The organism is Bradyrhizobium ottawaense, from assembly GCF_900099825.1.
In the GTDB taxonomy this organism is placed as follows: Bacteria; Pseudomonadota; Alphaproteobacteria; order Rhizobiales; family Xanthobacteraceae; genus Bradyrhizobium; species Bradyrhizobium ottawaense_A.
The window spans coordinates 6265249-6288045 of sequence record NZ_LT629693.1 but is presented as its reverse complement, the minus strand read 5'-3'; the positions used below and the strand labels follow the sequence as shown (position 1 = coordinate 6288045).

At 53.3% G+C, this 22797-nt stretch carries 21 protein-coding genes and 3 pseudogenes; 6 read left to right on the top strand and 18 right to left on the bottom strand.

Translation table 11 applies throughout. The features are described 5' to 3' along the window. Nucleotides 1-22: 22 nt before the first annotated feature. The 6 genes and pseudogenes from BLR13_RS29400 to BLR13_RS40625 all read right to left on the bottom strand — a co-directional run bounded on the left by BLR13_RS29400 (nt 23) and on the right by BLR13_RS40625 (nt 4635). A complete protein-coding gene (locus tag BLR13_RS29400; protein ID WP_074816586.1) occupies nt 23-691 on the bottom strand; it encodes a hypothetical protein in 669 nt (222 codons plus the stop codon). Between the two features lie 226 nt (nt 692-917). Further along, nucleotides 918-1031: pseudogene (locus BLR13_RS42735) on the bottom strand (PEP-CTERM sorting domain-containing protein); the annotation flags it as partial. Between the two features lie 688 nt (nt 1032-1719). Beyond that, nucleotides 1720-2349: a PEP-CTERM sorting domain-containing protein gene (locus BLR13_RS29390; RefSeq protein WP_074816593.1), complete on the bottom strand. Its 630-nt coding sequence runs from the start codon at nt 2347-2349 to the stop codon at nt 1720-1722. 226 nt (nt 2350-2575) lie between these two features. After that, on the bottom strand, nt 2576-3247 hold the full coding sequence (locus tag BLR13_RS29385) for an Npun_F0296 family exosortase-dependent surface protein (RefSeq protein ID WP_143039609.1): 672 nt from the start codon (nt 3245-3247) through the stop codon (nt 2576-2578). Nucleotides 3248-3466: 219 nt separating this feature from the next. After that, nucleotides 3467-3742, bottom strand: coding sequence for a hypothetical protein (locus tag BLR13_RS29380; protein ID WP_143039610.1), 276 nt, complete (start codon nt 3740-3742; stop codon nt 3467-3469). Between the two features lie 686 nt (nt 3743-4428). Next, the gene (locus tag BLR13_RS40625) at nt 4429-4635 is read right to left on the bottom strand and encodes a hypothetical protein (protein ID WP_143039611.1); all 207 of its coding nucleotides are present in this window, start codon (nt 4633-4635) and stop codon (nt 4429-4431) included. 1333 nt (nt 4636-5968) lie between these two features. Between BLR13_RS40625 and BLR13_RS29370 the strand changes: the two genes are divergently transcribed. Further along, on the top strand, nt 5969-6151 hold the full coding sequence (locus tag BLR13_RS29370) for a hypothetical protein (RefSeq protein WP_074816604.1): 183 nt from the start codon (nt 5969-5971) through the stop codon (nt 6149-6151). 207 nt (nt 6152-6358) lie between these two features. On the opposite strand, the gene BLR13_RS29365 is transcribed toward BLR13_RS29370, so the two are convergent. The 5 genes and pseudogenes from BLR13_RS29365 to BLR13_RS29345 form a co-directional block, all read right to left on the bottom strand. Then, nucleotides 6359-7027 (bottom strand): PEP-CTERM sorting domain-containing protein, encoded by a 669-nt coding sequence (locus tag BLR13_RS29365; protein WP_074816607.1) that lies wholly within the window; start codon nt 7025-7027, stop codon nt 6359-6361. Nucleotides 7028-7303: 276 nt separating this feature from the next. Then, nucleotides 7304-7408, bottom strand: a pseudogene (locus BLR13_RS42730) (PEPxxWA-CTERM sorting domain-containing protein); the annotation flags it as partial. 1054 nt (nt 7409-8462) lie between these two features. Further along, the gene (locus BLR13_RS29355; protein ID WP_157793737.1) at nt 8463-9014 is read right to left on the bottom strand and encodes a DUF4118 domain-containing protein; all 552 of its coding nucleotides are present in this window, start codon (nt 9012-9014) and stop codon (nt 8463-8465) included. Nucleotides 9015-9141: 127 nt separating this feature from the next. Next, a complete protein-coding gene (locus BLR13_RS29350; protein WP_074816613.1) occupies nt 9142-10344 on the bottom strand; it encodes a glycosyltransferase family 2 protein in 1203 nt (400 codons plus the stop codon). A 76-nt stretch (nt 10345-10420) separates the two neighbouring features. Continuing rightward, a complete protein-coding gene (locus BLR13_RS29345; RefSeq protein WP_074816616.1) occupies nt 10421-11359 on the bottom strand; it encodes a polysaccharide deacetylase family protein in 939 nt (312 codons plus the stop codon). A 197-nt stretch (nt 11360-11556) separates the two neighbouring features. On the opposite strand from BLR13_RS29345, the gene BLR13_RS29340 reads away from it, so the two are divergent. Both BLR13_RS29340 and BLR13_RS29335 read left to right on the top strand, forming a co-directional pair. Then, complete coding sequence (locus tag BLR13_RS29340; protein WP_074816619.1) at nt 11557-12756, top strand: glycosyltransferase; 1200 nt, start codon at nt 11557-11559, stop codon at nt 12754-12756. 148 nt (nt 12757-12904) lie between these two features. Continuing rightward, the gene (locus tag BLR13_RS29335) at nt 12905-14011 is read left to right on the top strand and encodes a glycoside hydrolase family 5 protein (RefSeq protein ID WP_083387546.1); all 1107 of its coding nucleotides are present in this window, start codon (nt 12905-12907) and stop codon (nt 14009-14011) included. A gap of 64 nt (nt 14012-14075) precedes the next feature. On the opposite strand, the gene BLR13_RS29330 is transcribed toward BLR13_RS29335, so the two are convergent. Beyond that, nucleotides 14076-14801, bottom strand: coding sequence for a metallophosphoesterase (locus tag BLR13_RS29330; RefSeq protein WP_074816621.1), 726 nt, complete (start codon nt 14799-14801; stop codon nt 14076-14078). Between the two features lie 49 nt (nt 14802-14850). Here BLR13_RS29330 and BLR13_RS29325 point away from each other — a divergent pair. After that, nucleotides 14851-15042: pseudogene (locus BLR13_RS29325) on the top strand (integrase core domain-containing protein); the annotation flags it as partial. Nucleotides 15043-15883: 841 nt separating this feature from the next. On the opposite strand, the gene fcl reads toward BLR13_RS29325, so the two are convergent. The 5 genes from fcl to BLR13_RS29300 all read right to left on the bottom strand — a co-directional run bounded on the left by fcl (nt 15884) and on the right by BLR13_RS29300 (nt 20213). Beyond that, nucleotides 15884-16840: a GDP-L-fucose synthase gene (gene fcl / locus BLR13_RS29320; protein ID WP_074816624.1), complete on the bottom strand. Its 957-nt coding sequence runs from the start codon at nt 16838-16840 to the stop codon at nt 15884-15886. After that, nucleotides 16821-17906: a GDP-mannose 4,6-dehydratase gene (gmd, locus tag BLR13_RS29315; RefSeq protein WP_074816626.1), complete on the bottom strand. Its 1086-nt coding sequence runs from the start codon at nt 17904-17906 to the stop codon at nt 16821-16823. The genes fcl and gmd overlap by 20 nt, the downstream gene beginning before the upstream one ends. 169 nt (nt 17907-18075) lie before the next feature. Continuing rightward, nucleotides 18076-18996 carry an exosortase V gene (gene xrtV, locus BLR13_RS29310; protein WP_074816628.1) on the bottom strand — a complete coding sequence of 307 codons (921 nt, stop codon included), beginning with the start codon at nt 18994-18996 and terminating at the stop codon, nt 18076-18078. 51 nt (nt 18997-19047) lie between these two features. After that, complete coding sequence (locus BLR13_RS29305; protein WP_074816631.1) at nt 19048-19278, bottom strand: XrtV sorting system accessory protein; 231 nt, start codon at nt 19276-19278, stop codon at nt 19048-19050. A gap of 44 nt (nt 19279-19322) precedes the next feature. Beyond that, nucleotides 19323-20213, bottom strand: a complete 891-nt coding sequence (locus BLR13_RS29300; RefSeq protein WP_244524960.1) for a SurA N-terminal domain-containing protein — start codon at nt 20211-20213, stop codon at nt 19323-19325. A gap of 261 nt (nt 20214-20474) precedes the next feature. On the opposite strand from BLR13_RS29300, the gene epsI reads away from it, so the two are divergent. Both epsI and BLR13_RS29290 read left to right on the top strand, forming a co-directional pair. Beyond that, nucleotides 20475-21179: an exosortase-associated protein EpsI, V-type gene (gene epsI, locus BLR13_RS29295; protein WP_074830979.1), complete on the top strand. Its 705-nt coding sequence runs from the start codon at nt 20475-20477 to the stop codon at nt 21177-21179. 130 nt (nt 21180-21309) lie between these two features. After that, complete coding sequence (locus tag BLR13_RS29290) at nt 21310-21972, top strand: serine protease (RefSeq protein ID WP_244524959.1); 663 nt, start codon at nt 21310-21312, stop codon at nt 21970-21972. 6 nt (nt 21973-21978) lie between these two features. On the opposite strand, the gene BLR13_RS29285 is transcribed toward BLR13_RS29290, so the two are convergent. Then, nucleotides 21979-22791, bottom strand: a complete 813-nt coding sequence (locus BLR13_RS29285; RefSeq protein ID WP_074816636.1) for a CpsD/CapB family tyrosine-protein kinase — start codon at nt 22789-22791, stop codon at nt 21979-21981. Between the last annotated feature and the right edge of the window lie 6 nt (nt 22792-22797).

The following is a 22797-nucleotide window of genomic DNA, read 5'->3' as shown; positions in this document are numbered from 1 at the left end:
GAACAGATAAATGGTCGGGCGACTAAGCCGCGCGAACGACTGGGGCTTTCCGGTAGGCGAGAAAACCTAAACCCAAAAATCCCAAAATCATCATGGCCCAGGTTGAAGCTTCCGGCACAGCCGTGATCTGAGCGGAGAACTCAGCATAAAGGCCGTTATCCGGCTGCGACCAAATCCATTGTGCCGTTGGGCCGACTCCCGCCGTCGAACCATGAACCGATCCCCAGATTCCGCCGCCATTGAACGCGAAGGCCTGAGGCGTGCCGGTTGGAGCGGACCAGACGGCCGGATCAGATACTGCAGACGCCTTCCAATCCGTCGTATTGGTCACGAGCGAAGACGTTCCATTGGAGAACTGAAACCCGCCGCCAGAAATGTTAAAGCTACCGATAAAGGCATCCGGGTTGCTGGGATCGCCGGGAGGACCATACGGAAAGCCGTTCGCCGACGTCCAGTTCGTCCCGACGACGTGAATGTAGTAGTTCGTACCAGCGACCAGATTTGCCGTGTAAGAATACGTGGTTTGCCAATCAGCACCGCCGCCGATGGGCGCGCCAAGCGTTGAGTCACTCGTCGACAGATAGACCGAAAACTGATTGTCGGCGGTGAGATGCAAATCCAGGATTGCCGCGTTCGCCGACGCAACACTAGCAGCTAGCGCAATAGCTGCGACGGCCGAAACCAATTTCATTTTTGAACTCCAAGAGACCGCGCGAATCTAAAACGCGCCATGCCGATAATAATTAAACAGTCGCAATCCCCTTACTAAGTGTCAAGTCTCCTTGGGAATCCGCCTAAGCTAATAATTAAATCGTTAATCCGTGCACGCCGGTTGAGCAGCCGTTAATCGAGCGAGTTGAACGTAAACAAAAAAGGCCGCCTTTCGGCGGCCTTTGCGCGTCTTATTCGTCGAAATATCAGGCCAGCCGAAAAGCAGACGCCGAGGACTTTGGCAATTTCCTATAACCCAGGAAGCCGAGGCCGAGGAAACCCAGGATCATCATCGCCCAGGTTGAGGCCTCGGGGACGGCATTCGCAAAATCTACCGAGCCAGACGGGCTGTTGGTCGCGTCAACCTGGGCCGTCTGCAAAAGGTTGTGGAAGCTGTCGTAGAAAGACACGTTGTACAGATCGCGATAAGTGCAGCAATCGGTGCGACCGAAGATCGTCAACTTCCCGATGGTTGCCGGGAGATTGAGATCAATGATCAGTTGCACACCCTGCTCATGCGACGGATCAGGATGATAGATGTTTGGAAAAGTAGTGCTCTCGATGCCGTCGATCGCCTTGTCTGGCGTTGAATTTGGGTCCCACGTTCCAACAACGTTTGCGCTCGCAGTTGCGCCAAAGGCCTGGATAACATTCACTGTGGACTGATTGAATGCCTCCACCTCACCTACCTGAAGCCAAGTGTCAAAGGCGTTGCTGATAACGATTTCGCTGACACCGACGATGGCCGCATGAGCCGGGGCGACAGCAGAACCAGCGACAAGCAGCAGGCCGAGCGCGGCCAATTTAAACTTCAAGGAGGACCTCCGAATCCATCAAACTGTTAGGTTTAAAGTTACTCGCCGGGCTTTCACAGACTCGTCCAATCAAGTCAAGCGACTGCGGCCGATCCGCGCGCTCGTTGCCAGCACAGGTATTCTTGAAATTACCTCTCCGGTCTTGGCGCAAAAAAAGCCGCCCTAAAAGGCGGCTTTTCGCATTTGCCCAATATCAAGCCAGACGGAAAGCGGCCGCCTTTGGCGATCTGCGGAAACCTAAGAAGCCCAGTCCGAGGAAACCGAGCAACATCATCGCCCAGGTGGAGGCCTCTGGCACGGCGGCTGTCAGGCTGACATTGGTAACTTCATTGCCGTACGAAGGAAGCCCATTCGTCACGATTGCTAGGAACGTCAGCGTTTCAGAGGTCCCGTCTGCCACCACTGAAAAAGAATTGGGCGTCCAAACACCGACCGAGCCGGAATTTGTCGTCAGCAAGGTGTTACCCCAATAAACTTCAAGAGCATCGGGCCCACCGGAAGTTCGCCCGCCGTAGAGCCAGGACAAGGTGTAAGTTGCACCCGCCGTCAGACCTGTGATCGTTTGATAATCCCTATCAAACGTGTTGGCGTTCACTTCAAGGTTTTGGCAGCCTGCACTGATACAGGACAATCCGTAGATCGGACTGGTGCCGATCTCGACACCGTCACCATTTGCGTTGGTCCAGCCCGACGTTCCGGGCGAGTAGATGCTCCAGCCACCGGATTGATTGGGCGTTGAAAAGTCACCATTGACGATGAGGTTGGAGGCGTGTGCCGAGGCTCCGAAAGAGAGTGCGGCGATTAAAGACACCCAAAAACGCATTTTAATATATCTCCCAGACAATTAAATATTCAAGTTGTCCAATTATAAGATGCCACAGCTTTGTTGCAATGCAAGCTGAAAAAGTACGAAATCGTAATGTAGGCCGAAATCAACGATTTTTGCGGTTTGCAACCGGTGATGGGCGCTAGCTGGTTACTCCGCTCTTAGGATCACAACAAGAAAGGCCGCCCAGCGGCGGCCTTTGACGATTAGATTGTTGAAACGATCAAACCATCCGGAACGCAGATCCAGAGGATTTGGATGACTTCCGATAACCGAAGAAGCCCAAACCAAGGAAGCCCAAGATCATCATGGCCCAAGTGGAGGCTTCGGGTACGCCGTTAACATTCGTGAATTCAAACGAATTCTGACCCGACGTCAGCACAACCTTGTCGAAAGTACCGGTCGCATCGGCAAACTGAACATACCTGTTGGCATTGTAGTCGCCCTGATTTCCGGTCGCAGCAAGAGAGGCCAGCAAGGCTACGTTTGAACCGGTAAGGGTATCGAGAAGCGTGGATCCCGAATAGAACTGGATTTGATTGCTGGGATCAATCGACCCCCAATAAAATCCAAACGTATTGGTCGCAGCGAATGTCATTTGCAACGTGCCTATTGCCAAGACAGACATGTATTCGCCGGCCGGGTTGGTGTTGAACGGAACAGCACCATTACCATCGTTGGGTTGCGTCTTGATCTGGACGCCATCGGCAGGTCCGAGATTCGTGTAAGTGACGCCATTAAAAGTGAAGGTCGAAACGTCACCGACCCCCTGAGTAAAGCCCGGGCTGCCCTCGCCAACATGAATGCCAAGAGCGGTAGGCGTAATAACTGCAGCGCTAACCGGTGAAACTATCAAGGCCGCAAACAAGGCCGCTACTGGAAATACGGATCGCATAAAACCTCCACAACACATACAAGTTAATCAAACATTAACAGGTCGTTAACTGCGAGTCAAACACTTTCTGATTAAATTCTTCATACTTAAGTTAATAGCCGGATCGGATAATTGAACCTGACCCAGAAGCTTCTGGCCCGGGACTTATCTCCGACCTGCGAAAAAATACCTACGAAAACGAACCGGCGTCGCTTGAATATCGCAAAAACTAATCAGCCGTCACCACCACTGTGGCAGCCAGCTATAGCGATAGCGCGGATTACCATAATAACGGGGCCCATTGTAGGGTCCATAAAATGCGCCCTCCCCGTACACCCAGCGCGCAACCGGCTTGCGACCGCGCTTAATGCACAACCCGTCTTGTTCGCAGATGATCTTAACCTCAACGGCCTGGAACGGGATCACCGACGCTTTGTGAAGCCCACCCATGGGCATCGCAGAAGCGCTTGAGGCGATAAATGCGATCGCCATCACGATAAAAGAGGTTTTTTTCACGACGAACTCCCCAGACGCCGGCTTTCGGAATCGACGTCATAAGTCTACGGCAGCATGGCGAGCCAATCAATAACGGAGCGAGGCCTTGCGCAAGTTCGCTCGTTTTCGACATTCGAAGAAGGCTGAAGTTTTTGTTTTAGCGAACTTTCTTCGAAAACCCTGCGAATTGCCGCATCTGCGATTGCTGTAAACGCTTTCCGCCAGGGATTGAAATCATTGTACGCCTGACAAGCATAATCGCTCTACCTTAAAGGCGAACCGCACCCTGCCACGCTTTGCATTATTTCCCCTTATCGGGCGACAGGATCTTGGACATGCCAGAAGCCACACAAGCAGCAAATCTCGTTTCTGGGTTTTCGCAGCTTTGTTTGGGAAGCCGCTCTGTGACCGCTGCCCGGCGGCGAAGGGAGCGTCCTTCAATTTCGTCAAGCATACGGTTGACGCTCTCGAGTTGAAGCTTCAGGTGCTCCAACTCCTCACTTCGCGAATTCCGCACGTGCATGACCCAAGCCTGACTGAAATCAAGTTTCCGCTGGCAAAGACGTTGCTTTTAAATGGCGATCAGAAGTTCTGATTAAAAAACCGGGAAGCGGTTGTGTCAAGGCTGTTTGACCTTGCCGGTAAAGGTACTTCCGTTGGCTCGAACATTGAACAGGAACCATTGGCGGCGAAGCGACGATCCGATGTTATCGAGCCGATCGAAGCTTTGCCATGCCGGAGCTAACCGTCGCCGCAAACCGGTTTTCAGGAACGACAACATCCGAAGAAGGGCGGGAAGCGGTTGGAACGACACGGCGACGCAAGACGTCCTCGATTGAATTCCAATCGTTTTCCTTGATTTCGATTGAGTTATTCAATGCAAATAACAACTCGCTGGTAATTCGATCCGACATGTTCTTGGCCCCATCCCTTAGCAGCGAGCCAAGGAAAGGCGTTTGCCGCCCGTCCAGAAGTCAACAATCCTGCGGTCTCGGGTCCGCGGGATGATCTTGCGTGGGCCGCGCTCGATTCGCAATCGTTGGGGAGGCGCTTCCACAGTTGTGAGCAGCCACGAGAAGCGGTCAAAAACAAAAGCTGCCCTTCCGAGGCAACTTTTCATCTTCATAATGGCTATTTTGGTAGCGTTTGTGTCCGTTTTTTAGACACCTAACACCCATCCCACCCCTGCCAAAATCATCCAAACCCACCCCACCATGGAGGCGGCCAGAGCCACGAGGTAGGCGGACCGGGCTAAGGTCGGCCGAAGGTCGCTCATCGCGCGTAAAGCCTCGACTCGGCTTCTGAAATGCGTTCCCGAAGGCGACGCAACTCCAGGTACCGTTCGGCAATGCTGGGAAGCGAATAAGACTTCACGACCTTCTTCTGGCCCTTTGATTTCTGCCGACTGGTAACGTTCGAACGGTACTTGGTTTTCATAGGACCCCCCTACTGCGCCATCAAATTGGTCAAGCAAGCGGTGTGCCACGGAAGTTCGACCACACGTGGAGTACGTCGTGCAATCTCGTAACAAGGTTCGATAACGGTCACGTGACTGAAAACTCGACTAACGTCCTTATCGAACAGCGCGTGCTATTCGACATTGGGGATCTGCAAAACTAAATGGTACTGAAGGCAAGGCACGACGCCTTGATTTAGGACAAGCGCAGCGTCCTGCCGGCCTCCGACTATGCTGCCCCGCTCCGTTAGAACTTGCAGGGCAAAACTAGTTTGGCTTATCGGCGATACCGCGCGCCGCAATTCTGCTCGCGACAATCCCTCAGTTTATCATCGCAAGCCTGGAGACAAGTTCCGGAGCCGTTACAAGCCAGGCGGCAGGATGTCGCGCTGTCATCACACATCCTGCAGTAGCTTTGTGCGACGATAATCTTGCCCTTTTCAATTTTGAACCGGCTGGCATCGTTGTCGGCGAATGACGCGCCACACGTTGAAAGGCACATTAAGACGGCGGCTGCAGCAGCGAGTTTCATTTTCGAGCCCTCCATCGAACAAACCATGAGCTACTCTAGAACAACCATTTGACCGATGTCATGTTGGCAAGCCGTAAGAACAAAAGGCAAATTCTTCCTCTTCATCTGCGCAAATCACGACGGCGTCCTTCATATTGTCAAGAAACGCTGCGAACGGCGGAATGTGACCCCGTTACATTCGCGACGAGTGATCAAACGCCGGGTCATTGTTATCGCGCTTGCTCATGATACAAGGCCACTCCCAAAAAACGGAGTAAAGATGGCCAAGACCAAGAAGAAGATTGTCCGTCGCGAGTGGACCAAAGCCGATGTACGCCAGATGAAGACAATGGCGAAGACAAAGGTAGGCGTCGGCAAAATCGCGAAGGCGCTGAAAAGAACACCCGGTGCAACTGCGGTCATGGCAGCGAAGCTTGGAGTGTCATTGTCGACGCGGGTTTAGGCTTCAGCGCAAAGGCGCTGGTCGCGAGCACCGCATCAAGACCGGAAGCCGCTTTGCCTGCTCCCGATTGCCTTGCACGAATCAAACGCTGGCCATCCGCTACGCGCGTCCGGAAGGCGCAAAGGTTATCCGACCGATTTCATCTGACAACCGACCAAAAGAAAAGCCGCCTTTCGGCGGCTTTTCAATTGCATGCTACGAACTTATTCAGGCGGCTGCCAAAGCCATCGTGTTCTTGCGCCGATAAGCCATAACGCCCAGGCCAGCAAAGCCCAGCATCAGAATCGCCCACGTGGACGGCTCCGGAACGGCTGCGACAGATTGGAAGCCAACATCGAATCCATACCAGTTTTCGTACAGCGGATTGGTCCACGTCAGTTGGGAGAAGGTTCCGAGAAATTCAACCGTGCCATTGCCTTCCACGCCGACGACCGCATTGCCAACGACCGAAATAGCCTGGCCACCGTATTCGTTGGACGGCCCGCCGGCAACGAATGTCGGTGTTTGATCGAATACGAACGCCGCTGGCCCTCTGGCCTGGCCCAAGCTCCAAATCGCGAAAACCGGATTAACAACCGCCTGCGAAAACGTAAGGGTCTGGGTGGTGCTATTGCCACCTACAAGTTGCAGAATGTTATTGCTCGACGAAGGCCCATTCGAAACAATCACCCCGTCGGCAAAGGTCCCCGCGGGGCCATAGCTCGGATACCCGTGGATGATGTCATTTGCCGGACCGTTGAACGCCACGGTAATCGGACCCGCGGTACCGGATGAGATGCTGTCCCACGTCGTCCACGTTACCGTGGCTGCCGATGCGGCGGACGCGCTGAGAGCAAGTACCAAGGCACTGAAGCCCGAAACCAGAATCCTTCGCATTTCAATTCCTTCTAAATTCCACCGTCGTAAAACAAATATCGAGAATTTACGTTATCGATCGGATTTCTGGTCTGCAACAGCTCTTACACGAATTAAAGATAATTTCCGGCATTTAATATCAACACGGTCAGTTGTGGGCCGAGCCCCAACGCCACGTCGCCTGAGCACAAGCAATAAAACCGCGCCACCGAGGCCTTCGCCAGGTGTGTACAAGCAAGCACCACACAAAAGAAAAGCCGCCCGCAGGCGGCTTTCCAAAGACATGCAGATACCCACTCAGGCGAGGCGGACCGCGTGCTGGTTCTTGCGGCGATACGCCATGAAGCCGACGCCAAAGAAACCAAGGATCATCATGGCCCAGGTTGACGGCTCGGGAACGCCGGTGACCGTTGCACCGTCGATGCTCAAACCGAGCACAGCGTCAACGCGGGCGCGGTCGGCAAAGAAGACCTTAAGGGCCTCATCTCCCGAGAAGGAGCCGAGGGACACGGTCGTTGTTTCCGAGCCATGAACGCCCGGAATTCCGCCCACGTACTTGCCGTCAAGATAAACCAGCACATCGTCGTCGCCAGTGACCGTCAAAGAGGCGGGGCCACCCGTGCCGTGAACGGTTCCCGACAAAATCGCGGTTTGAAATAGAAGGCTATTATCTGAACCACCCCCGTTCGGGGCGTATACGGTGGGGTCAAAATAGGGAAGCGTGGCCGTGGCGGATCCGGTGAAATTGGTCCACCACATAATTTCGTGGGTCACCGGATTAACGGTTTGAACGGGGTTTGGACCTCCGACCGATACAGGCAATCCGTTAGGACCGAGGGCATCTCCGACTGCGATGTTTGGCAAGGTCGCCGGAGGGGAAGAACAGCAAATGCCGAAATCACCGTTCAGACCGTTATTCGGGACCGAATAGTAATCGATCGTCATTGTGCTCGCATGAGCCATGGCGCACATCGAAAAAAAAGCGACTGCGGAACCAATCAATTTATTTCGCATGACAAATCCCTCCAACAACAACAGCGATATGCGCCGGAAATATCGCTTTTATATTAGCAGTCGGATTTCAGGCCCGCAATAACTTTGTTGCGAGTTATTAACCATGATCCAGGCGGTTAATTTAGCGAGCCGCGTGATCCAATTAAATACTCTTCATTTGACAGCGAACTCGCATCATCGGGCCAACAACCCGTCCGGTGTTTGGTGGGACTGGGCCCGACAGAAGAAGCCAGGATGCCCCCGCAGCTCTTGTAGCTGCCACCTCGGCAAGACTGGCCGCCTACCTGGTTCTTGCTGCGAGGATTCATTCTGTAGATTGGCCGGCCCCATAAGCCCAGGCCCGGCATCGACGGCCTCTTCATCCGTGCAGCTACTTCGACTAGCCAGGGCCAATGCGATCTTGCTCTTCGTCGATGCGACTTTAAGAGGTCTAGCTGCCCAACTAAGGCGTCTTTTCGGGTGAAGACGACGCACGAAAAAGGACTGCAATCGCCAGCATTGCCAACCCGAGATAGAAATAGCCGATCAAATCCGCGAATTCTTTGATGGACCCAATTTCAAAACTGCTCTTGGGCGGCACAACAAAATAGTAAACCAACAAAAAACTGAGCAACCAGGCGGCAATCGCGATTGGCATTCCGAACAGAAGCGACGCAATGAAGATTGCGATCAGGAAGAAACTGTATTCCAGCCCCAGCGAATCTCCTCCCACATAGCCATTAAGGAAAGCAACTCCCGCTATCATCAAAATTGCCCACACGAGCCGCCTGCGCCAACGTATGCTACTAATCCGGCTTAGACGTCCGTAGATCGCCTTGCGCAGATTGTTGCGCGGTCTATTCGCCGGGAAAAGGTAGCCGCCGACCATCACAGATATTATCGTTGCAAAAAGCGCTAAAGCGGTGCCGCCTAAGATTTTTTCGCTGCCCACAACTGCAGCAGCTAAAATATAGGCCAGACTCCTAAAGATCAGGGGATCTGGAGCACTGAACATGGATTCCTGAACTCGTCTGATCTTCATTGCTCGAGCAATTCAGTTGTCGCCATCTTGAGGTGGCTTGCAAGCAAGCGAGCGCAGGTTGTTGATAGCACTCTCTTAACCTTTGCGACAGCGGCTTGGCTCAGTCCGATTTGCTGCGATCTGTTCTCACCCAAGTTGTAGCGGTTCGCCCCATCAAGATCTGGCTGTAAAGCCAGATCCTCTTCAGAAGCAACGAACCGATCGACCATAATGCGCGAGCAGGCAGGATGGTCCTGCCGAACTTAAGCCACGCGAACAGAATGGCGAGCGCGAATGCCGCAAGATTAGCTGCTGCAACTAGAATGAGCGCCGGGGAAGCGCCGAAGCAGCATAGAACCGAAGCGAGCAAAAACGTTCCAATAACCAAGAGCCCAAGTAGTGATAAGGGCGGGATCGCTAGATCCAGCGTGAGTACTAGCAATTCCAGATTACGGCGAGCAACTGCCTGAAACAGAAGTCTAGGCACGCCTCTGAAGATCATACCGAGGTGACCTTGAACCCATCGCTGACGCTGGCTCTCGACACCCTTGTTCGACGTCGGAAAATCACTTGAGCCGATCACAAAGGGAAAAAAATGCGCCGCTTTGCCAATCGCAGCCAAATGGAGGCCGAGTTTCATATCCTCTACCAGATCGCCGCTTGCCAATGGCGCGGAACGTATGACGTCCCAAGGAAAGATCATGCCCGTGCCCATCAGTTGGACGGGCCAATTGAGATACCTCATCCCGAGCGGGCGAGCCCAGTTTTTTATGATCCAAGCGAATTCAGCCAAGCTATGATCAATAGGCGAGTTTTCTGGCGACTTCATCAGAAAGCAAGCTTGCACGGGTCGCCGAAGTTTGCCGCAGGCATTCTTCAGCCTTCTAATCATGTCGGCTTGAATTCTGCAGTCTGCGTCGATGAAAACGACAAAGTCAGGAGGATCGAGGCTGGCGTGATTTATTCCAAATCCTAGGGCATATCCCTTTCCGATTTTGGTCTGATCGTTTCGCGTGATAACTTGCGCTCCTGCTGCTGCGGCAATTGCCCCCGTATCGTCAGAGCAATTATCGGCAACGACAATCAAGCGATCGCGCGGTCCCAATTGCGACTTTATATCCTCGATCGTGGGAATAATCCCAACGCTCTCGTTATGTGCTGGTACAATAACTGTCGCCCGTTTTAGCTTGTCGAGACCCGATATGTCTGACGATGGTTCAGTCACGGAATAGAGCGACGCAAGCACCTCGATGAAAAAGAGCGTAATGGGAACGCTGAGTAGGCCCACTAGCGCGACCAGGAAGACGGAGGCAAAGGTCAGCATGTATCACAACCAATCAATTCGAAGCGGCCGAACAGCCGTGCTGTGCTTTTTTCAGTGATAGCATCAAGCTACGAAATCACTGCCTACCCAATGAAAACTTCGATTGCTTGAGCTTTCGATAGATCACCCCTGCACCAGCAACCCTGATCTGAAATTCTGCCTTTGACATGGGGCGGTCAGGCATCGCTATTCTTGGGATCTGCAGGGGATTGGTCCGATGGCTTGCAAAATCTGAATGCGTCAAAAACGCATAGCGAAATCCCTGTTTTGATAATTGAGACGTGGTCGACGCGCTGAATGTATTGCTCATTCCGTACGGATACGCAAAAGAGTCAGAACGACCAACTTTGCTTTCGAGTAATCGCCTGGTTTCGGAGATTTCAAATTCCAACCGCAATTGGCTTGCCGCCGCCAGATTGACGTGACTGACCGAATGTCCGCCGATAGCGACACCCGAAGCCTTCAGCCCAGCCAATTCAGACCACGAGCAACTAATGCGGGGATGGGAAAAACTATCCGCAATCCCGGCCAGGACGGCTTCTAATTCTGATCCATCCCTATCGGCCAAGATAAGATCAACGGCCTTTGCTGTTTCAAGCGCCCCTGCCCCGACCGTGATGCTACCTTTCCGGGTTTTGATGGTCCTGACGGGCCCTCGGTACCACTCCAATTCGTTGACCAACCGAGCCAGGAGACTGTCTTGATCTGGACTTTCTTTGGCGCACCATCCTACACAGGCGAAAATCGCAATCGGAAGTTCAAACTCTGCAAAAATATCGGCGACCCGCAGAAGTTCGACTTTGGCGTCGTCAATGGTGATCAGCAGAGGCCTATTTGGCAACCGCCCGGTTTGCAGAGCATCGGTCGCCGCATCCAGGCTCAAGGCAGTAAAGTGACGGCGCAGCCATTCGCATTGTCGCTTTAACCGATCGAGCGAGCGGACGTCGGGCTCCTCTGCAAAGAAGAACCTGTGAAACAGGATTGTCGTCAGTTTATCGCGAGCCAGACCAAACAATTGCGACCGCAAATTTTATGAGTGGGGTTGGGAGCACCGTTTACTCTAATCGACGGAACGATGGATGCAAGGAAACAGGGCAACTCGTTGACAAGGCGGTTAATGTGCGTGCAGTTTAATCCAGAATTATGTTCCTGGCTCCTCGCTTGCCGCAATCGGGTGGGTGGTGTCAGGAATTAACCTTTCGAGTGGTTGAAATGCGCATTGGATATCTGATCAACCGCTATCCTGCGGTCAGCCACAGCTTCATTCGCCGTGAGATTTTAGCCCTCGAGCGCCAGGGGCATGAGGTACTGCGAATATCGGTCCGCGGATGGAACGAGGCCATACAGGGCAAGGAAGACGAATTAGAGCGGACGCGAACTCGCTATGTTCTGCAAGGAGGTCCAGTTCCGCTGTTGTTTGCGTTCATGCATGTCGTACTCACGCGCCCTCTGCAATTTCTCGAAGCTCTCAAACTGACCTGGCGCGTCAGTCGTAGGTCTGACCGGTCCCTGGCGCTTCACATGATCTATTTGCTTGAGGCTTGCCAGGTTGCACTGTGGCTGCAAGCCGAAAAGATCGAACATTTGCACGCACATTTTGGAACCAACTCGGCGGAAGTCGCCATGCTCGCCCATGAACTCGGCGGCCCAAAATGGAGTTTTACTGCGCACGGTCCCGAAGAGTTCGACAAGCCCGAATTTGTCGCATTGCCTGAAAAGATCCGACGCGCCGCGTTCGTGGCCGGGGTCAGTTCATTCGGGCGCAGCCAACTGTTTCGCAACACCGCCCATCAAGATTGGCAAAAAGTGAAGGTGGTGCATTGCGGGATTGAACCTGCGTTTTACCAAACAGCGTCGGAACAACCAGGCTCTCCAATACGCTTGGTATGTGTTGGCAGGCTCTGTGAACAAAAGGGACAGCTGTTGTTGATCGACGCTGCCCTTCAGCTCAGGGAGCGCGGCACAAATTTCGAACTGGTGCTGGCCGGTGACGGCGAAATGCGGGAAGAGCTCGAAGCCGTCATTTCGAGTTACAACCTCAAGGACATGGTGCGCATCACGGGCTGGATCAGCAGTGATCAGGTCCGCGACGAGCTTCTCGCTGCTCGCGCCCTGGTGCTGCCGAGCTTCGCTGAAGGCTTGCCCGTTGTCATTATGGAAGCGATGGCATTGAAACGGCCCGTCATCAGCACCTATGTCGCAGGCATTCCCGAGTTGATCGAACCGGGTCAACACGGCTGGTTGGTACCCGCCGGCGACGTCGAAACACTGGCTTCTGCGATACAGAGCTGCCTCGACAGCTCGCCAGAATCTATCGCACTAATGGGAGAAGCAGCGCATTCGCGCGTACTGGAACGGCACCACGTTGACCAGGAAGCGGGAAAACTGATTGAGCTGTTTCGAAATAGCTAAATTGATAGCACCACCTCTACGCAGCTAATTTCGGGATGGCTACCGCCTTCATTTCGGGATGTGCCGATGCTTTCAACCAAGGCTATGCGCTTCGGGTCATAAACCAAGATAGGTATCGACATCGTAGACATCCAGGTAGGCCTCTAAAATGGAACAAAATCGACGCGGCTTCTTGCAAAGATCAGTGGGCGCGATTGTTTCCACCGTGGCCTATCCGCTAATTAAGCCTGCGCAGGCATCGGATGGTCAGTCGCAGCCAAAAATTCCACGTTGGCGAGGATTTAACCTAACGGAATTGGCCGGCGGCGAGCGGCGCCAGCGGTATGAGGAAGCGGACTTTGCCTGGATGGCGGAGTGGGGATTTAATTTTGCGCGACTGCCCTGCTCGTACTGGGCTTGGTCTACCAAAGAGCACTGGATGACGATTAGCGAAGCGGCCTTGCAGCCCCTCGACCGCGCCATCATTCTAGGTCGCCGGTACGGTGTTCACATTAATCTGTGCCTGCATCGCATTCCCGGATATTGCGTCAATAATGGTGCCGTTGAGCCAGACCGTCTCTTCGACAGCCCTCCTGACTCAATGGAACGTGCACTTTCTGCGGCAGCATACCACTGGAAGTATCTCGCCAAACGCTACAAGGACGTTTCCAGCGACGTGTTAAGCTTTGATCTACTAAATGAACCTCCCTTCATGACCGATCAGTCGAGATACGTGACTATCGCTGACAGGCTCATTGATGCGATCAGAGCGGTCGATCCGCACAGACTGATCTTCGCGGACGGAGCCGATCTTGGTCAAACTCCCGTCGTTGGATTGGCGAACCGGAGTATCGTTCAGAGCACTCGGGGATACCTGCCAAAGGCTATCAGTCACTATACGGCAACATGGGTACCGCCGAACGAGTTTGAGTCGTTAGGCCAACCGACGTGGCCATTGATCGACACACGGGGGTCGACTTGGGACAGGCAACGGCTGCGAGTTGAGCTAATTGAAAAATGGCAGCCGCTCGAAAGACTGGGCGTGCCGATCCATGTTGGGGAATGGGGGTGTTTCAATAAAACCCCTCATGATGTCTGTTTGGCCTGGATGAGAGATCTTCTCGGATTGTGGAAAGAAGCGGGCTGGGGATGGTCGATGTGGAATCTCCGCGGCACTTTCGGAATTCTCGATAGCGGCCGATCCGACGTCACATATGAGACCTTCCGCGGTCATCGCCTTGATCGCGCAATGCTCGAACTGCTGCGCTCGAATTAAAGTGCCAGTCTAAGGAAGCGGCATTGAGCCGGAAGGTTCACTGTTAGATCTGCCTTGTGTGCTGTCAGATCGGATCGTCCCGCTGCAAATCCGAAAGGCTACCAGACCAGCCGGGATCCGAGTTGACCGCCAGGTACTCCACAGCACCGCCGGGACGATCATCGTCAAACACCCCGATTACGAGGCGGCCTGTTTTCCACGCCAATCCATCAAGATTGGTCTTGCCTCCCGTAGCAATCGGCGCTTTTGGATCCGCATGATGTCCATGGACGACGTGCCTATTGCCGTGGCCGCGATCAAATCCCACCGCGTATCGCTTCCATAGCAGTGTTTGCTCGCTTTGCCGATCCAACGGAATTCTTGGATCCACTCCGGCATGGACGAACACTCTGTGCCGATCGACGTGCATCAGAGCGAGGTTGGCTATCCATTCTAAATGCTCTTGTGGCACTAACCGCAAATCGGGATTCGTCTGCGTACAAGCTCCATAGGACGCTAAGGTCCGGTCGCCGCCGTTCTCGACCCACCGACCAAGCTCTGCTAAATGGTTGCAGGTTTCCCACATCATTGCCTCATGATTGCCCTTCAAGCTCACAAGTGTGGCGCTTTCTGATTTCCATCCCATCAGTCGTTCGAGTACCTGACAACTATTCGGTCCGCGGTCGACATAGTCACCTAATGTAATGATCGTCGCTCGGTTGCCCGCTGAACGCTCGGTTATTCTTTCAATAGCTGCATCAAGGAGATCGAGGCGGCCATGTATGTCGGGTATGGCAAATGTTAGCGTCATTGCTCCTCAGCCTATGGTCTCCAAGTGAAAATACGCTTCTGCGAAAACGGTATCAAGAATGTCCGAAAGCCTCAAATACGAGGAAGTGTACCTGCGAGCCTACGACAACGTCAGCGAGGCCCGCGCCTCGATCGGCCGGTATCTCGACTTCTACAATGGCCGTCGACCGCACTAAAGCCTTGACGACGCCACTCCGGATCAAGCCTACTTCAACCAACCGCCAGACCGCTTGGCAGCCTAACCCCGGCAGACGCTCCACTTATCGAAGCGGAGAATCTGTTCAGACAACCGGGACCAGCTCAGATGACAATCGAAGAAACGGCCCTAGAGCCGCTCGATCGAGCGATCGCGCTTGGTCAACAGTATGGAATACATATAAATCTCTGCCTCCACCGTCTCCGTGGCTATTGCGTAAATTGACGGGGTTTGAGCCCTTTATCTTGCAAAGCGATACAGGGATGTCCGGAGCAGCTGGTTGAGCTTTGATCTGCTAAGAGAGCCGCCATTTATGGCTGATCAATCGTGGTACGTTGAGATCGCTCGCGTACTCATTGCTGCTATACGGGCAGTGAGTCCGCATCATCTCATTTTAGCTGACGGCGCGGATATCGGCCAAATGCCGGTTTTGAGCTTGGTCGCCGAAGGTATTGTACAGAGCACTCGTGGATATCTTCCAAAGAAGGCGCCCACCCGTCTTGGCCGATGACCGACAGTCGGGGCACTGAATGGAATTGCGAAAAGCATCGTGAGGAATTAATCTCGAAGTAGGAACCTCTCATAAAAATGAGTGTACCTATCCACGTTGGAGAATGGGGTTGTTATAATAAGACTCCTCACGACACCTGTCTTGCTGGATGGACGATCTGCTCTTGCTGGATGGACGATCTGCCTGCCCTCTGGAACGAAGCCGGTTGGGGATGGTCGATGTGGAACTTACGTGGTTCGTTTGGCATACTAGACAGCGATTGACGCGACATTCCTCGTGAATATTTTCGCGGACATTGACTCGATCGCAAAATGCTTGAACTTTTAATAGCGAATTAACCTCTCACACAGCACGGAAGCGAACGCATTCTAGAAGGTCACCCGAACGCCGACTTCGATTCGCTTAAATACGCTTGATAAGCGAGCTTTAAACCATTCTTCAGTGGCGTCGTCGCCCGCCACCCAAGCTTTTCGAGCTTGCGGATATCGAGCAATTTGCGTGGCGTACCGTCCGGTCGTGCGGCGTCGAAGCTGATCTTCCCATCGTACCCAACGATCGCTGCAACTAAGCGGGCAAATTCGGCGATAGTAATGTCTTCGCCCGTCCCAATATTTACCAATTCGGAGCTGGAATAGACCTTCATTAGATGAACACAGGCGTCGGCGAGATCATCAACATAGAGAAACTCCCGCCGCGGCAATCCGGTCCCCCAGACCACGATATTCTGAGCCCCCATCACCTTCGCTTCATGAAAGCGTCGGATCAAGGCTGCCACCACGTGACTGTATTCCGGATGATAGTTGTCGCCACTCCCATATAGATTGGTCGGCATCACACTGATGAAGTCCGATCCGTATTGGCTGCGATAGGCTTCCACCAACTTGATTCCAGCAATCTTGGCAATAGCATAGGGCTCGTTGGTTATTTCTAATGGCCCCGTCAGCATAGAATCCTCGGTTAACGGCTGCGGCGCCATTTTGGGATAAATGCATGAAGAGCCAAGAAACATCAATTTCTCAGTTTCATTGACGTGCGAAGCGTGAATCACGTTCGCCGCAATCAACAAATTATCATAAAGGAATTCCGCCCGTAGCGTATTGTTAGCAACAATGCCACCGACCTTGGCGGCAGCCAGGAACACGACGTGAGGGCGCTTGTCAGCGAACCACATGTTCACGGCAGCCTGATTGCGCAGATCCACGTCGGCGCGATTGATCGTCAACAACTCGACATCTTCCTTCTCGAGCCGACGCATAAGTGCCGCCCCGACCATACCGCGATGCCCTGCAACAAAGACCTTCTTGCGTTTTAACTCAAACGCGGTGCTGGCCATTGGCCACCTCCCGTCTTGCGATTTCAAGGTCGCCCGAAACCATCTCCTTGACAAGCTCCGCAAACGAGGTCTTCGGCGTCCAACCTAATCTCTCACGCGCCTTACTGGCGTCTCCAATCAGAAGGTCGACTTCGGTTGGCCGGAAATACAAAGGATCGACGCGAACCAAAGTCTTGCCGGACTTTTGGTCGACACCAATTTCATCAACTCCTTTGCCGCGCCATTCTATGGACCGGGCAACTTCAGCAAAGGCAAGTTCGACAAATTCGCGCACCGAGCGGGTCTCCCCGGTCGCAAGCACGAAATCGTCGGGTTTATCCGCTTGCAAGATCCGGTGCATGCCTTCCACATAATCTCGCGCATGCCCCCAGTCGCGCTTTGCCTCGAGATTTCCGAGATAAATTATTTCCTCGAGACCAGTCTCGATGCGGGCAACACTTCGCGTGATTTTTCGCGTCACAAAAGTTTCGCCACGGATCGGGCTTTCGTGATTAAATAGAATGCCGTTGGAGGCGAACATGCCGTAGGCCTCGCGGTAGTTCACCGTAATCCAGTAACCATATAGCTTCGCCACACCATAGGGCGAACGCGGATAGAATGGCGTGGATTCCTTCTGCGGCACTTCCTGAACTAGACCATAGAGCTCTGAGGTCGATGCCTGATAGAAGCGCGTCTCCTTTTCCATGCCGAGAATCCGGATAGCTTCCAGGAGACGTAAGACACCTATAGCATCGGCATTTGCAGTATATTCCGGGCTCTCGAAACTTACGCCAACGTGGCTCTGAGCCGCGAGATTATAGATCTCCGTGGGCCTGATCTGCTGCATTAAACGTATAAGGTTAGTAGAATCAGTCATGTCGCCGTAATGCAACAGAAACGGCACGTCGCCGGCATGGGGATCCTTGTACAGATGATCGATGCGCGAGGTATTGAATGACGATGCCCGCCGTTTGATGCCATGAACGGTATAGCCGAGACCGAGCAAGTATTCAGACAGATAGGCGCCGTCCTGCCCGGTGACACCGGTAATCAACGCAACGCGCCGCTTCGAATCTTGAACAATCATCAAATATCCACCAATACGCGATTTACAACCGAATAAAGACTGAGAGGGATTAACGCGGAATCCCGCGATGGCTATGAAAGGCAGCTAAACAAAAAAACCGGCGAAAATGCTCCGCACGAAGAGCACCGCTCATCGAGGGGAGCTGGACATCTAGATCTCTATACCCTTATTAGCCCGCCGGGTCGGACGCAGCCAACGAACGATCCTGACGCTTAGTTGGTAACAAGAACTTCCTGCAAAGACCAAGTAACGCATCAAACAAGAACAACAGCAAAACGGCAACGATAAAGAGGCCTATCCCCGTCAGATCATGCACGACGCCCTCAAGCAGATCGGGGCCCCCGTAATACGCGATCAAAACCAGTGCAATAACTCGGATAAAGTTTGCCAGAATCGTAATGGGGATAATCGAGATCAACAAAATCAGACTGCGAACTCGTTCGTGCCAACGAAAAGCATAGGCATAAAAGACTCCAATCGCAGACAGGGCGAAGATCGAATTCATCCCCGAGCAAGCGTCCTTTACCAGGAGCTGATACGAGCCGATCATGATCATGACCCCATTCTGGGCGATCGGAAAGCCTGCAGCATAGAGGATCCGTGTAACCGAATCCGAAATGAAAACCTTTAATGGCACCGTTGCAGCGTCGATCATCCAATCGGGCACCGGAACCGCAAAGATGAGAAATCCGATCGGAAATACGAGTAGGCGAAGCATTGGCCAGCCTGCCGAAAGCAAAACGCATCCCGTGATCACCGGGATGATTGAGAAAGCCTCGACCGGTAGAATGTCCTGGGTTCTAGCCAAAAACATCAAAAAGAGGCCAAGCGCGAGGCACACCCAACCAACGATTGGCGCGGGCGACAACTTTACCGTTCTCAGCTGTTCGCGCGATTGCCAAACCAACCAAAGCGAAGCTGCAATGATCAGTGGACCGTGGCCCTCCTGCTCAGTCTGCCATGGTCCATCGATTAGTCCCCGAATCGTGGGGACATATGCGGCAACGCACGAAGCGGCCAACAGAGCCGGCCAAAGAAGACCTCGTAACGACAACAGCTTTTCCGCTTTCACCGTCTCAGAGTATGCCATTTCACCCTACGCCAGCAAGATCATCTGGTAGCAAGAAACACGGGCCAACAACTATGCGCGACTATTTCGGACCACAAGAAAAGCATAACCCGCTCCTGCCAAAATCAAAATCAGCGCCAAGATAGTTACGCCAGCGTTTCCAACCTGGTTCGCGACCGCAAAGACAATTCCCGCAAAAAGGAAATGCAGCAATGTTCGCATTTCTCGGTCGGTAAACTGAAAGAACGCCAGCACCAAACCTGCAAAGCAACTTACTGTAACGACGTCAAAGAATGTAGCCATTGTCAAACCATTTGGTCATATGGATTAAATGCGAGGTCCAAGTCTCAATTTTTCTGGCCCTCGTCGGAAGTCATAATCTTCGAGTACACGCCCTCGTATTTGGCCTCAAGATTTGCCGAAACAGAGACCATACCGGCTTCAGCTTTGAGGAAATCGTTTCTCATCAATTGACGGGCCGTGTTTACTGCAGCTTCACCTTCCAACGGCCGCACTTCTTCGCTCTTCACTTTCAAAAATACGCCATTCTGGCCGGAGCGAACGAAGAACACGTCGTCGGGTTTTTTGGCGCGCATACTGCTGATGAGTTCGTCCGGTATTTCACTGCTATTGAGCGTTCCGGTCGATCGACCGTGCGGAATTCCCATCGCTGTCAACTTTTGATCGACGTCCTCCAGCGAATTTGCGTCCTTGGCCGACTCGATAATCGACTGGGCATTGGCGCCAAGCGGAAAAGCAATCTGGTCAACCGTCATGAGTTTCCTGCCGGCAAACTTGAGCGGATTGTCCGCGATGTATTTGTCAATGTCCGCCTTGCTGATCGCCGAAAGCTTCTTGGCTACGGTGCGTGAGAGGAGCGCATTCGCCAACACCTGCTCGCGAGAGCGAAGAATATCCAAGAGGACGTTGGGCTCGCGGTCAAGCTTCGCGCCGAGGGCCTGTGCCAGCAGATACTTACGCGTGACCATCTCGTTTAAAACGCGCTTGACGACCTCGGGCTCTTTCTGTTTGTCAGGCGGAATATTCAGGAGGCGCAGCTCGTTTTCAAATTCTTGAGCGGTAATGACCTGGTCCCCGACATGCGCGACAACCTGACTATTCGAAATAGCTGCCTGTTCCCCGCTCTTCTTGCCGCAACCCGCGACCAAGATTCCGCAAAGTCCCAAGGCCACCGCCGTACGACAGAAGCTCGTCAGAGCCAAGTTAGGGTACTTCATGAAAAACTCCAGATCACGCTATTCCGGCAGGTTCCGGACAAAGCAAAATTTGAGAATAGTCGATTTGATGTATCAGTAGCGACATCTTAAAGAGCAGTCGAGTTGCGGGAATGCCTGAGATCCGGAATCGGGCATTTAGCTTAATTCTCAGAACTTTGACCGTGTCCACCAACACTTGATTGGCAAATGTTCTACTTGAACGGTATATTGTGCCAGATAGGGGTTGGAATTTAGTCTTAGCCGCTAATGTCGGGTAAATTAATGAAATTAAACCGAATTCAAGTTGTTTTGGCCTGCGTTGCCATGATTGCGGCTGCAGTGCTGGCGCAGGTTCTGACACCGCGGGAGCTGATGGCAAGAACAGCGGCATCGATGGACCTGCAAAAAATCATCCCCCAGAATTTCGGGACCTGGACACTGGTGCCAAGTATTTCCCCTGTAACCCCGACAGAACCCGAAGGGTACGTACAGCCGGATCGATTTTCGGCCAAAATCTACAGCCAGGAGGTGGCGCGGGGCTATTCTGACGGTCGCGGCAACATAGTGATGCTTCTGGTAGCCTATGGGCCCGTTCAAAATTACCGGTTAAAGTCCCATCGTCCGGAGATTTGCTATACCGCCAATGGCTTTCGGGTCTCCGACAAATATAAGTCGCAGATATCGTATCGGGACGGCGCGGAACCGATCAAACTGACACGCTTGACGACACAGCGAGAAACAAGGCTTGAGCCTGTTAGTTACTGGATGCGGGTTGGCAATGATATCGCGACCGGCCCTGTTGAAAGCCAGATCATCAGACTGAAATATGGCCTGCATGGCATGATACCGGACGGTGCTCTCGTCAGGGTCTCAACGATAGGTCTTTCGCCAGAAGCCTCATTCGCGCTGCAAGATAAGTTTATCCGTGATTTGCTCGCAGCCATTCCGCCTGAGGAACTGAAGTTCTTCATAGGTACACCCGGCTGAGCTGTCCTTTCAGTCTCTCGTTGCACGCTGATCTAAGGGTAATTCAATTGTGGCGGTTGAACGGATTTGCTTGTGTAGATCAAGCTACTCAGCGATCCTAACCCATCGTAAACTCGGAGTGGCTCGCGCCATGCGGCTCATATTTGGCGCCATCTTCCTCGTTTTCTTAGCCTCCCCTGGATGGACAGATAACGCGGACGATTCACTGCGCGCCTATGCGGTTAATGTTCATCGCACGCCGCTTCAGCCCTGGCCCGGATACGGCATCTTTCTTGGAAAGGGCATGTTCATTACAGCTGCCCACGTCGCCGGCAGGGCCTGGATGACACGACCAAAGGTCGTCATAGCTGGTCAAGAATACCCGACCCGCGTCGTCAAGGAGGGAAGTTTTGAAGGCACCGATCTGACGTTGCTCGCGATCGACGAGGCGCTGCTTCCGATGCGCTTGCGGTTACGCCGAACTACTCTCTGTAATGTGGCTCCATGGCCAGGAGAGCCGATCGTTACGGTTATTCCCGAAGGCGCAGTCCGCTCCTACGTCATTCCTCCCGACCGCATTCCCGTTGGCGCTCGGCGATTCAGCACCGCAATCGCTGACGTGGCGCGCACGGGAAACTCAGGCTCCGGGGTGTTCGATGCGCAACAACGTTGTTTGCTCGGGATTATGAGCCGCAAGATTTCGCAATCGGTCAACCGGCCTGGCACCGGAAAGACTGAAACCCGCGATATTGCAAAATATTTTGTTCCGGCTGCAGAAATTGCCGCCTTCCTGCCGGCCGGTTTTGCGCTCTAGCCGAAATCAGTAGTAGCCATAGTAGGAGCCTGCCAATTCCGTGGCCTTGTTGACAACGACACGGACGACAGGGGTTCGCTGCAGATGCTTCTGGCACTCTTTGATATCGGAAACGGACGTGCTGCCAACTCCCGCGACCAATAAAGCCGCATCCATTCGAGGCAGAATGGAGATTACATCATCGCCGAGCAGCATCGGTGGCAAGTCGAATATCACAACACACGACCTGAAATCCCTTTGGATGGTCTGCAGGACATTTGCCATGGTCTGGGAAGCCATCCATTCCGAAGAACCAGGGGAAGACTCAGAACCCGGGAGTACCAAAAAACTAGCAGGGCCAATACTGGCCTTCAGCATGGCCGACGAAAGGGTCGATCGGCCTTCCAGAACACTGAGAACCCCGTCCGTTGCGCCAAGTCCCAGATAGTTTGCCACCATGGGCTTACGAAGGTCGAGATCCACCAGCAACACCGACCGGCCCGGCAGGCGCGCAATGCTGATCGCAAGGTTACAGGCGGTTACCGTTTTTCCGCACCCTGCGGTCGGAGAAGTCACCGCTAGAAATTGCCAGCTCTTCTTGTCCATCTCCTGCAGGACCTGGGTCCGCAGCATGTCGTAGTAGCGACCGTGCTCGCTTGAAGTACCATAGGCGATGATGCGTGCGGCCTGCAAATGAGCCGCGTTGAGCCGGACATCCCTAATTTGCGTATCGGAAGTTGTTTGGCGCGAAATTCCGAAAGCACCCGCTAATCCGGTGTCGTTCCGCGGCGCGCTTTCCGCCGCACGTGCAAGTTCGACGGCCTGTTTGATCGAATCCACTCAAGT

Bases quoted from the DNA above. Each gene is read 5' to 3' on its own strand.
- BLR13_RS29400 (WP_074816586.1), bottom strand. From the start codon at position 691: ATGAAATTGGTTTCGGCCGTCGCAGCTATTGCGCTAGCTGCTAGTGTT.
- BLR13_RS29390 (WP_074816593.1), bottom strand. From the start codon at position 2,349: ATGCGTTTTTGGGTGTCTTTAATCGCCGCACTCTCTTTCGGAGCCTCG.
- BLR13_RS29385 (WP_143039609.1), bottom strand. From the start codon at position 3,247: ATGCGATCCGTATTTCCAGTAGCGGCCTTGTTTGCGGCCTTGATAGTT.
- BLR13_RS40625 (WP_143039611.1), bottom strand. From the start codon at position 4,635: ATGTCGGATCGAATTACCAGCGAGTTGTTATTTGCATTGAATAACTCA.
- BLR13_RS29370 (WP_074816604.1), top strand. From the start codon at position 5,969: ATGGCCAAGACCAAGAAGAAGATTGTCCGTCGCGAGTGGACCAAAGCC.
- BLR13_RS29365 (WP_074816607.1), bottom strand. From the start codon at position 7,027: ATGCGAAGGATTCTGGTTTCGGGCTTCAGTGCCTTGGTACTTGCTCTC.
- BLR13_RS29355 (WP_157793737.1), bottom strand. From the start codon at position 9,014: ATGTTCAGTGCTCCAGATCCCCTGATCTTTAGGAGTCTGGCCTATATT.
- BLR13_RS29350 (WP_074816613.1), bottom strand. From the start codon at position 10,344: ATGCTGACCTTTGCCTCCGTCTTCCTGGTCGCGCTAGTGGGCCTACTC.
- BLR13_RS29340 (WP_074816619.1), top strand. From the start codon at position 11,557: ATGCGCATTGGATATCTGATCAACCGCTATCCTGCGGTCAGCCACAGC.
- BLR13_RS29335 (WP_083387546.1), top strand. From the start codon at position 12,905: ATGGAACAAAATCGACGCGGCTTCTTGCAAAGATCAGTGGGCGCGATT.
- BLR13_RS29330 (WP_074816621.1), bottom strand. From the start codon at position 14,801: ATGACGCTAACATTTGCCATACCCGACATACATGGCCGCCTCGATCTC.
- fcl (WP_074816624.1), bottom strand. From the start codon at position 16,840: ATGGCCAGCACCGCGTTTGAGTTAAAACGCAAGAAGGTCTTTGTTGCA.
- gmd (WP_074816626.1), bottom strand. From the start codon at position 17,906: ATGATTGTTCAAGATTCGAAGCGGCGCGTTGCGTTGATTACCGGTGTC.
- xrtV (WP_074816628.1), bottom strand. From the start codon at position 18,996: ATGGCATACTCTGAGACGGTGAAAGCGGAAAAGCTGTTGTCGTTACGA.
- BLR13_RS29305 (WP_074816631.1), bottom strand. From the start codon at position 19,278: ATGGCTACATTCTTTGACGTCGTTACAGTAAGTTGCTTTGCAGGTTTG.
- BLR13_RS29300 (WP_244524960.1), bottom strand. From the start codon at position 20,213: ATGAAGTACCCTAACTTGGCTCTGACGAGCTTCTGTCGTACGGCGGTG.
- epsI (WP_074830979.1), top strand. From the start codon at position 20,475: ATGAAATTAAACCGAATTCAAGTTGTTTTGGCCTGCGTTGCCATGATT.
- BLR13_RS29290 (WP_244524959.1), top strand. From the start codon at position 21,310: ATGCGGCTCATATTTGGCGCCATCTTCCTCGTTTTCTTAGCCTCCCCT.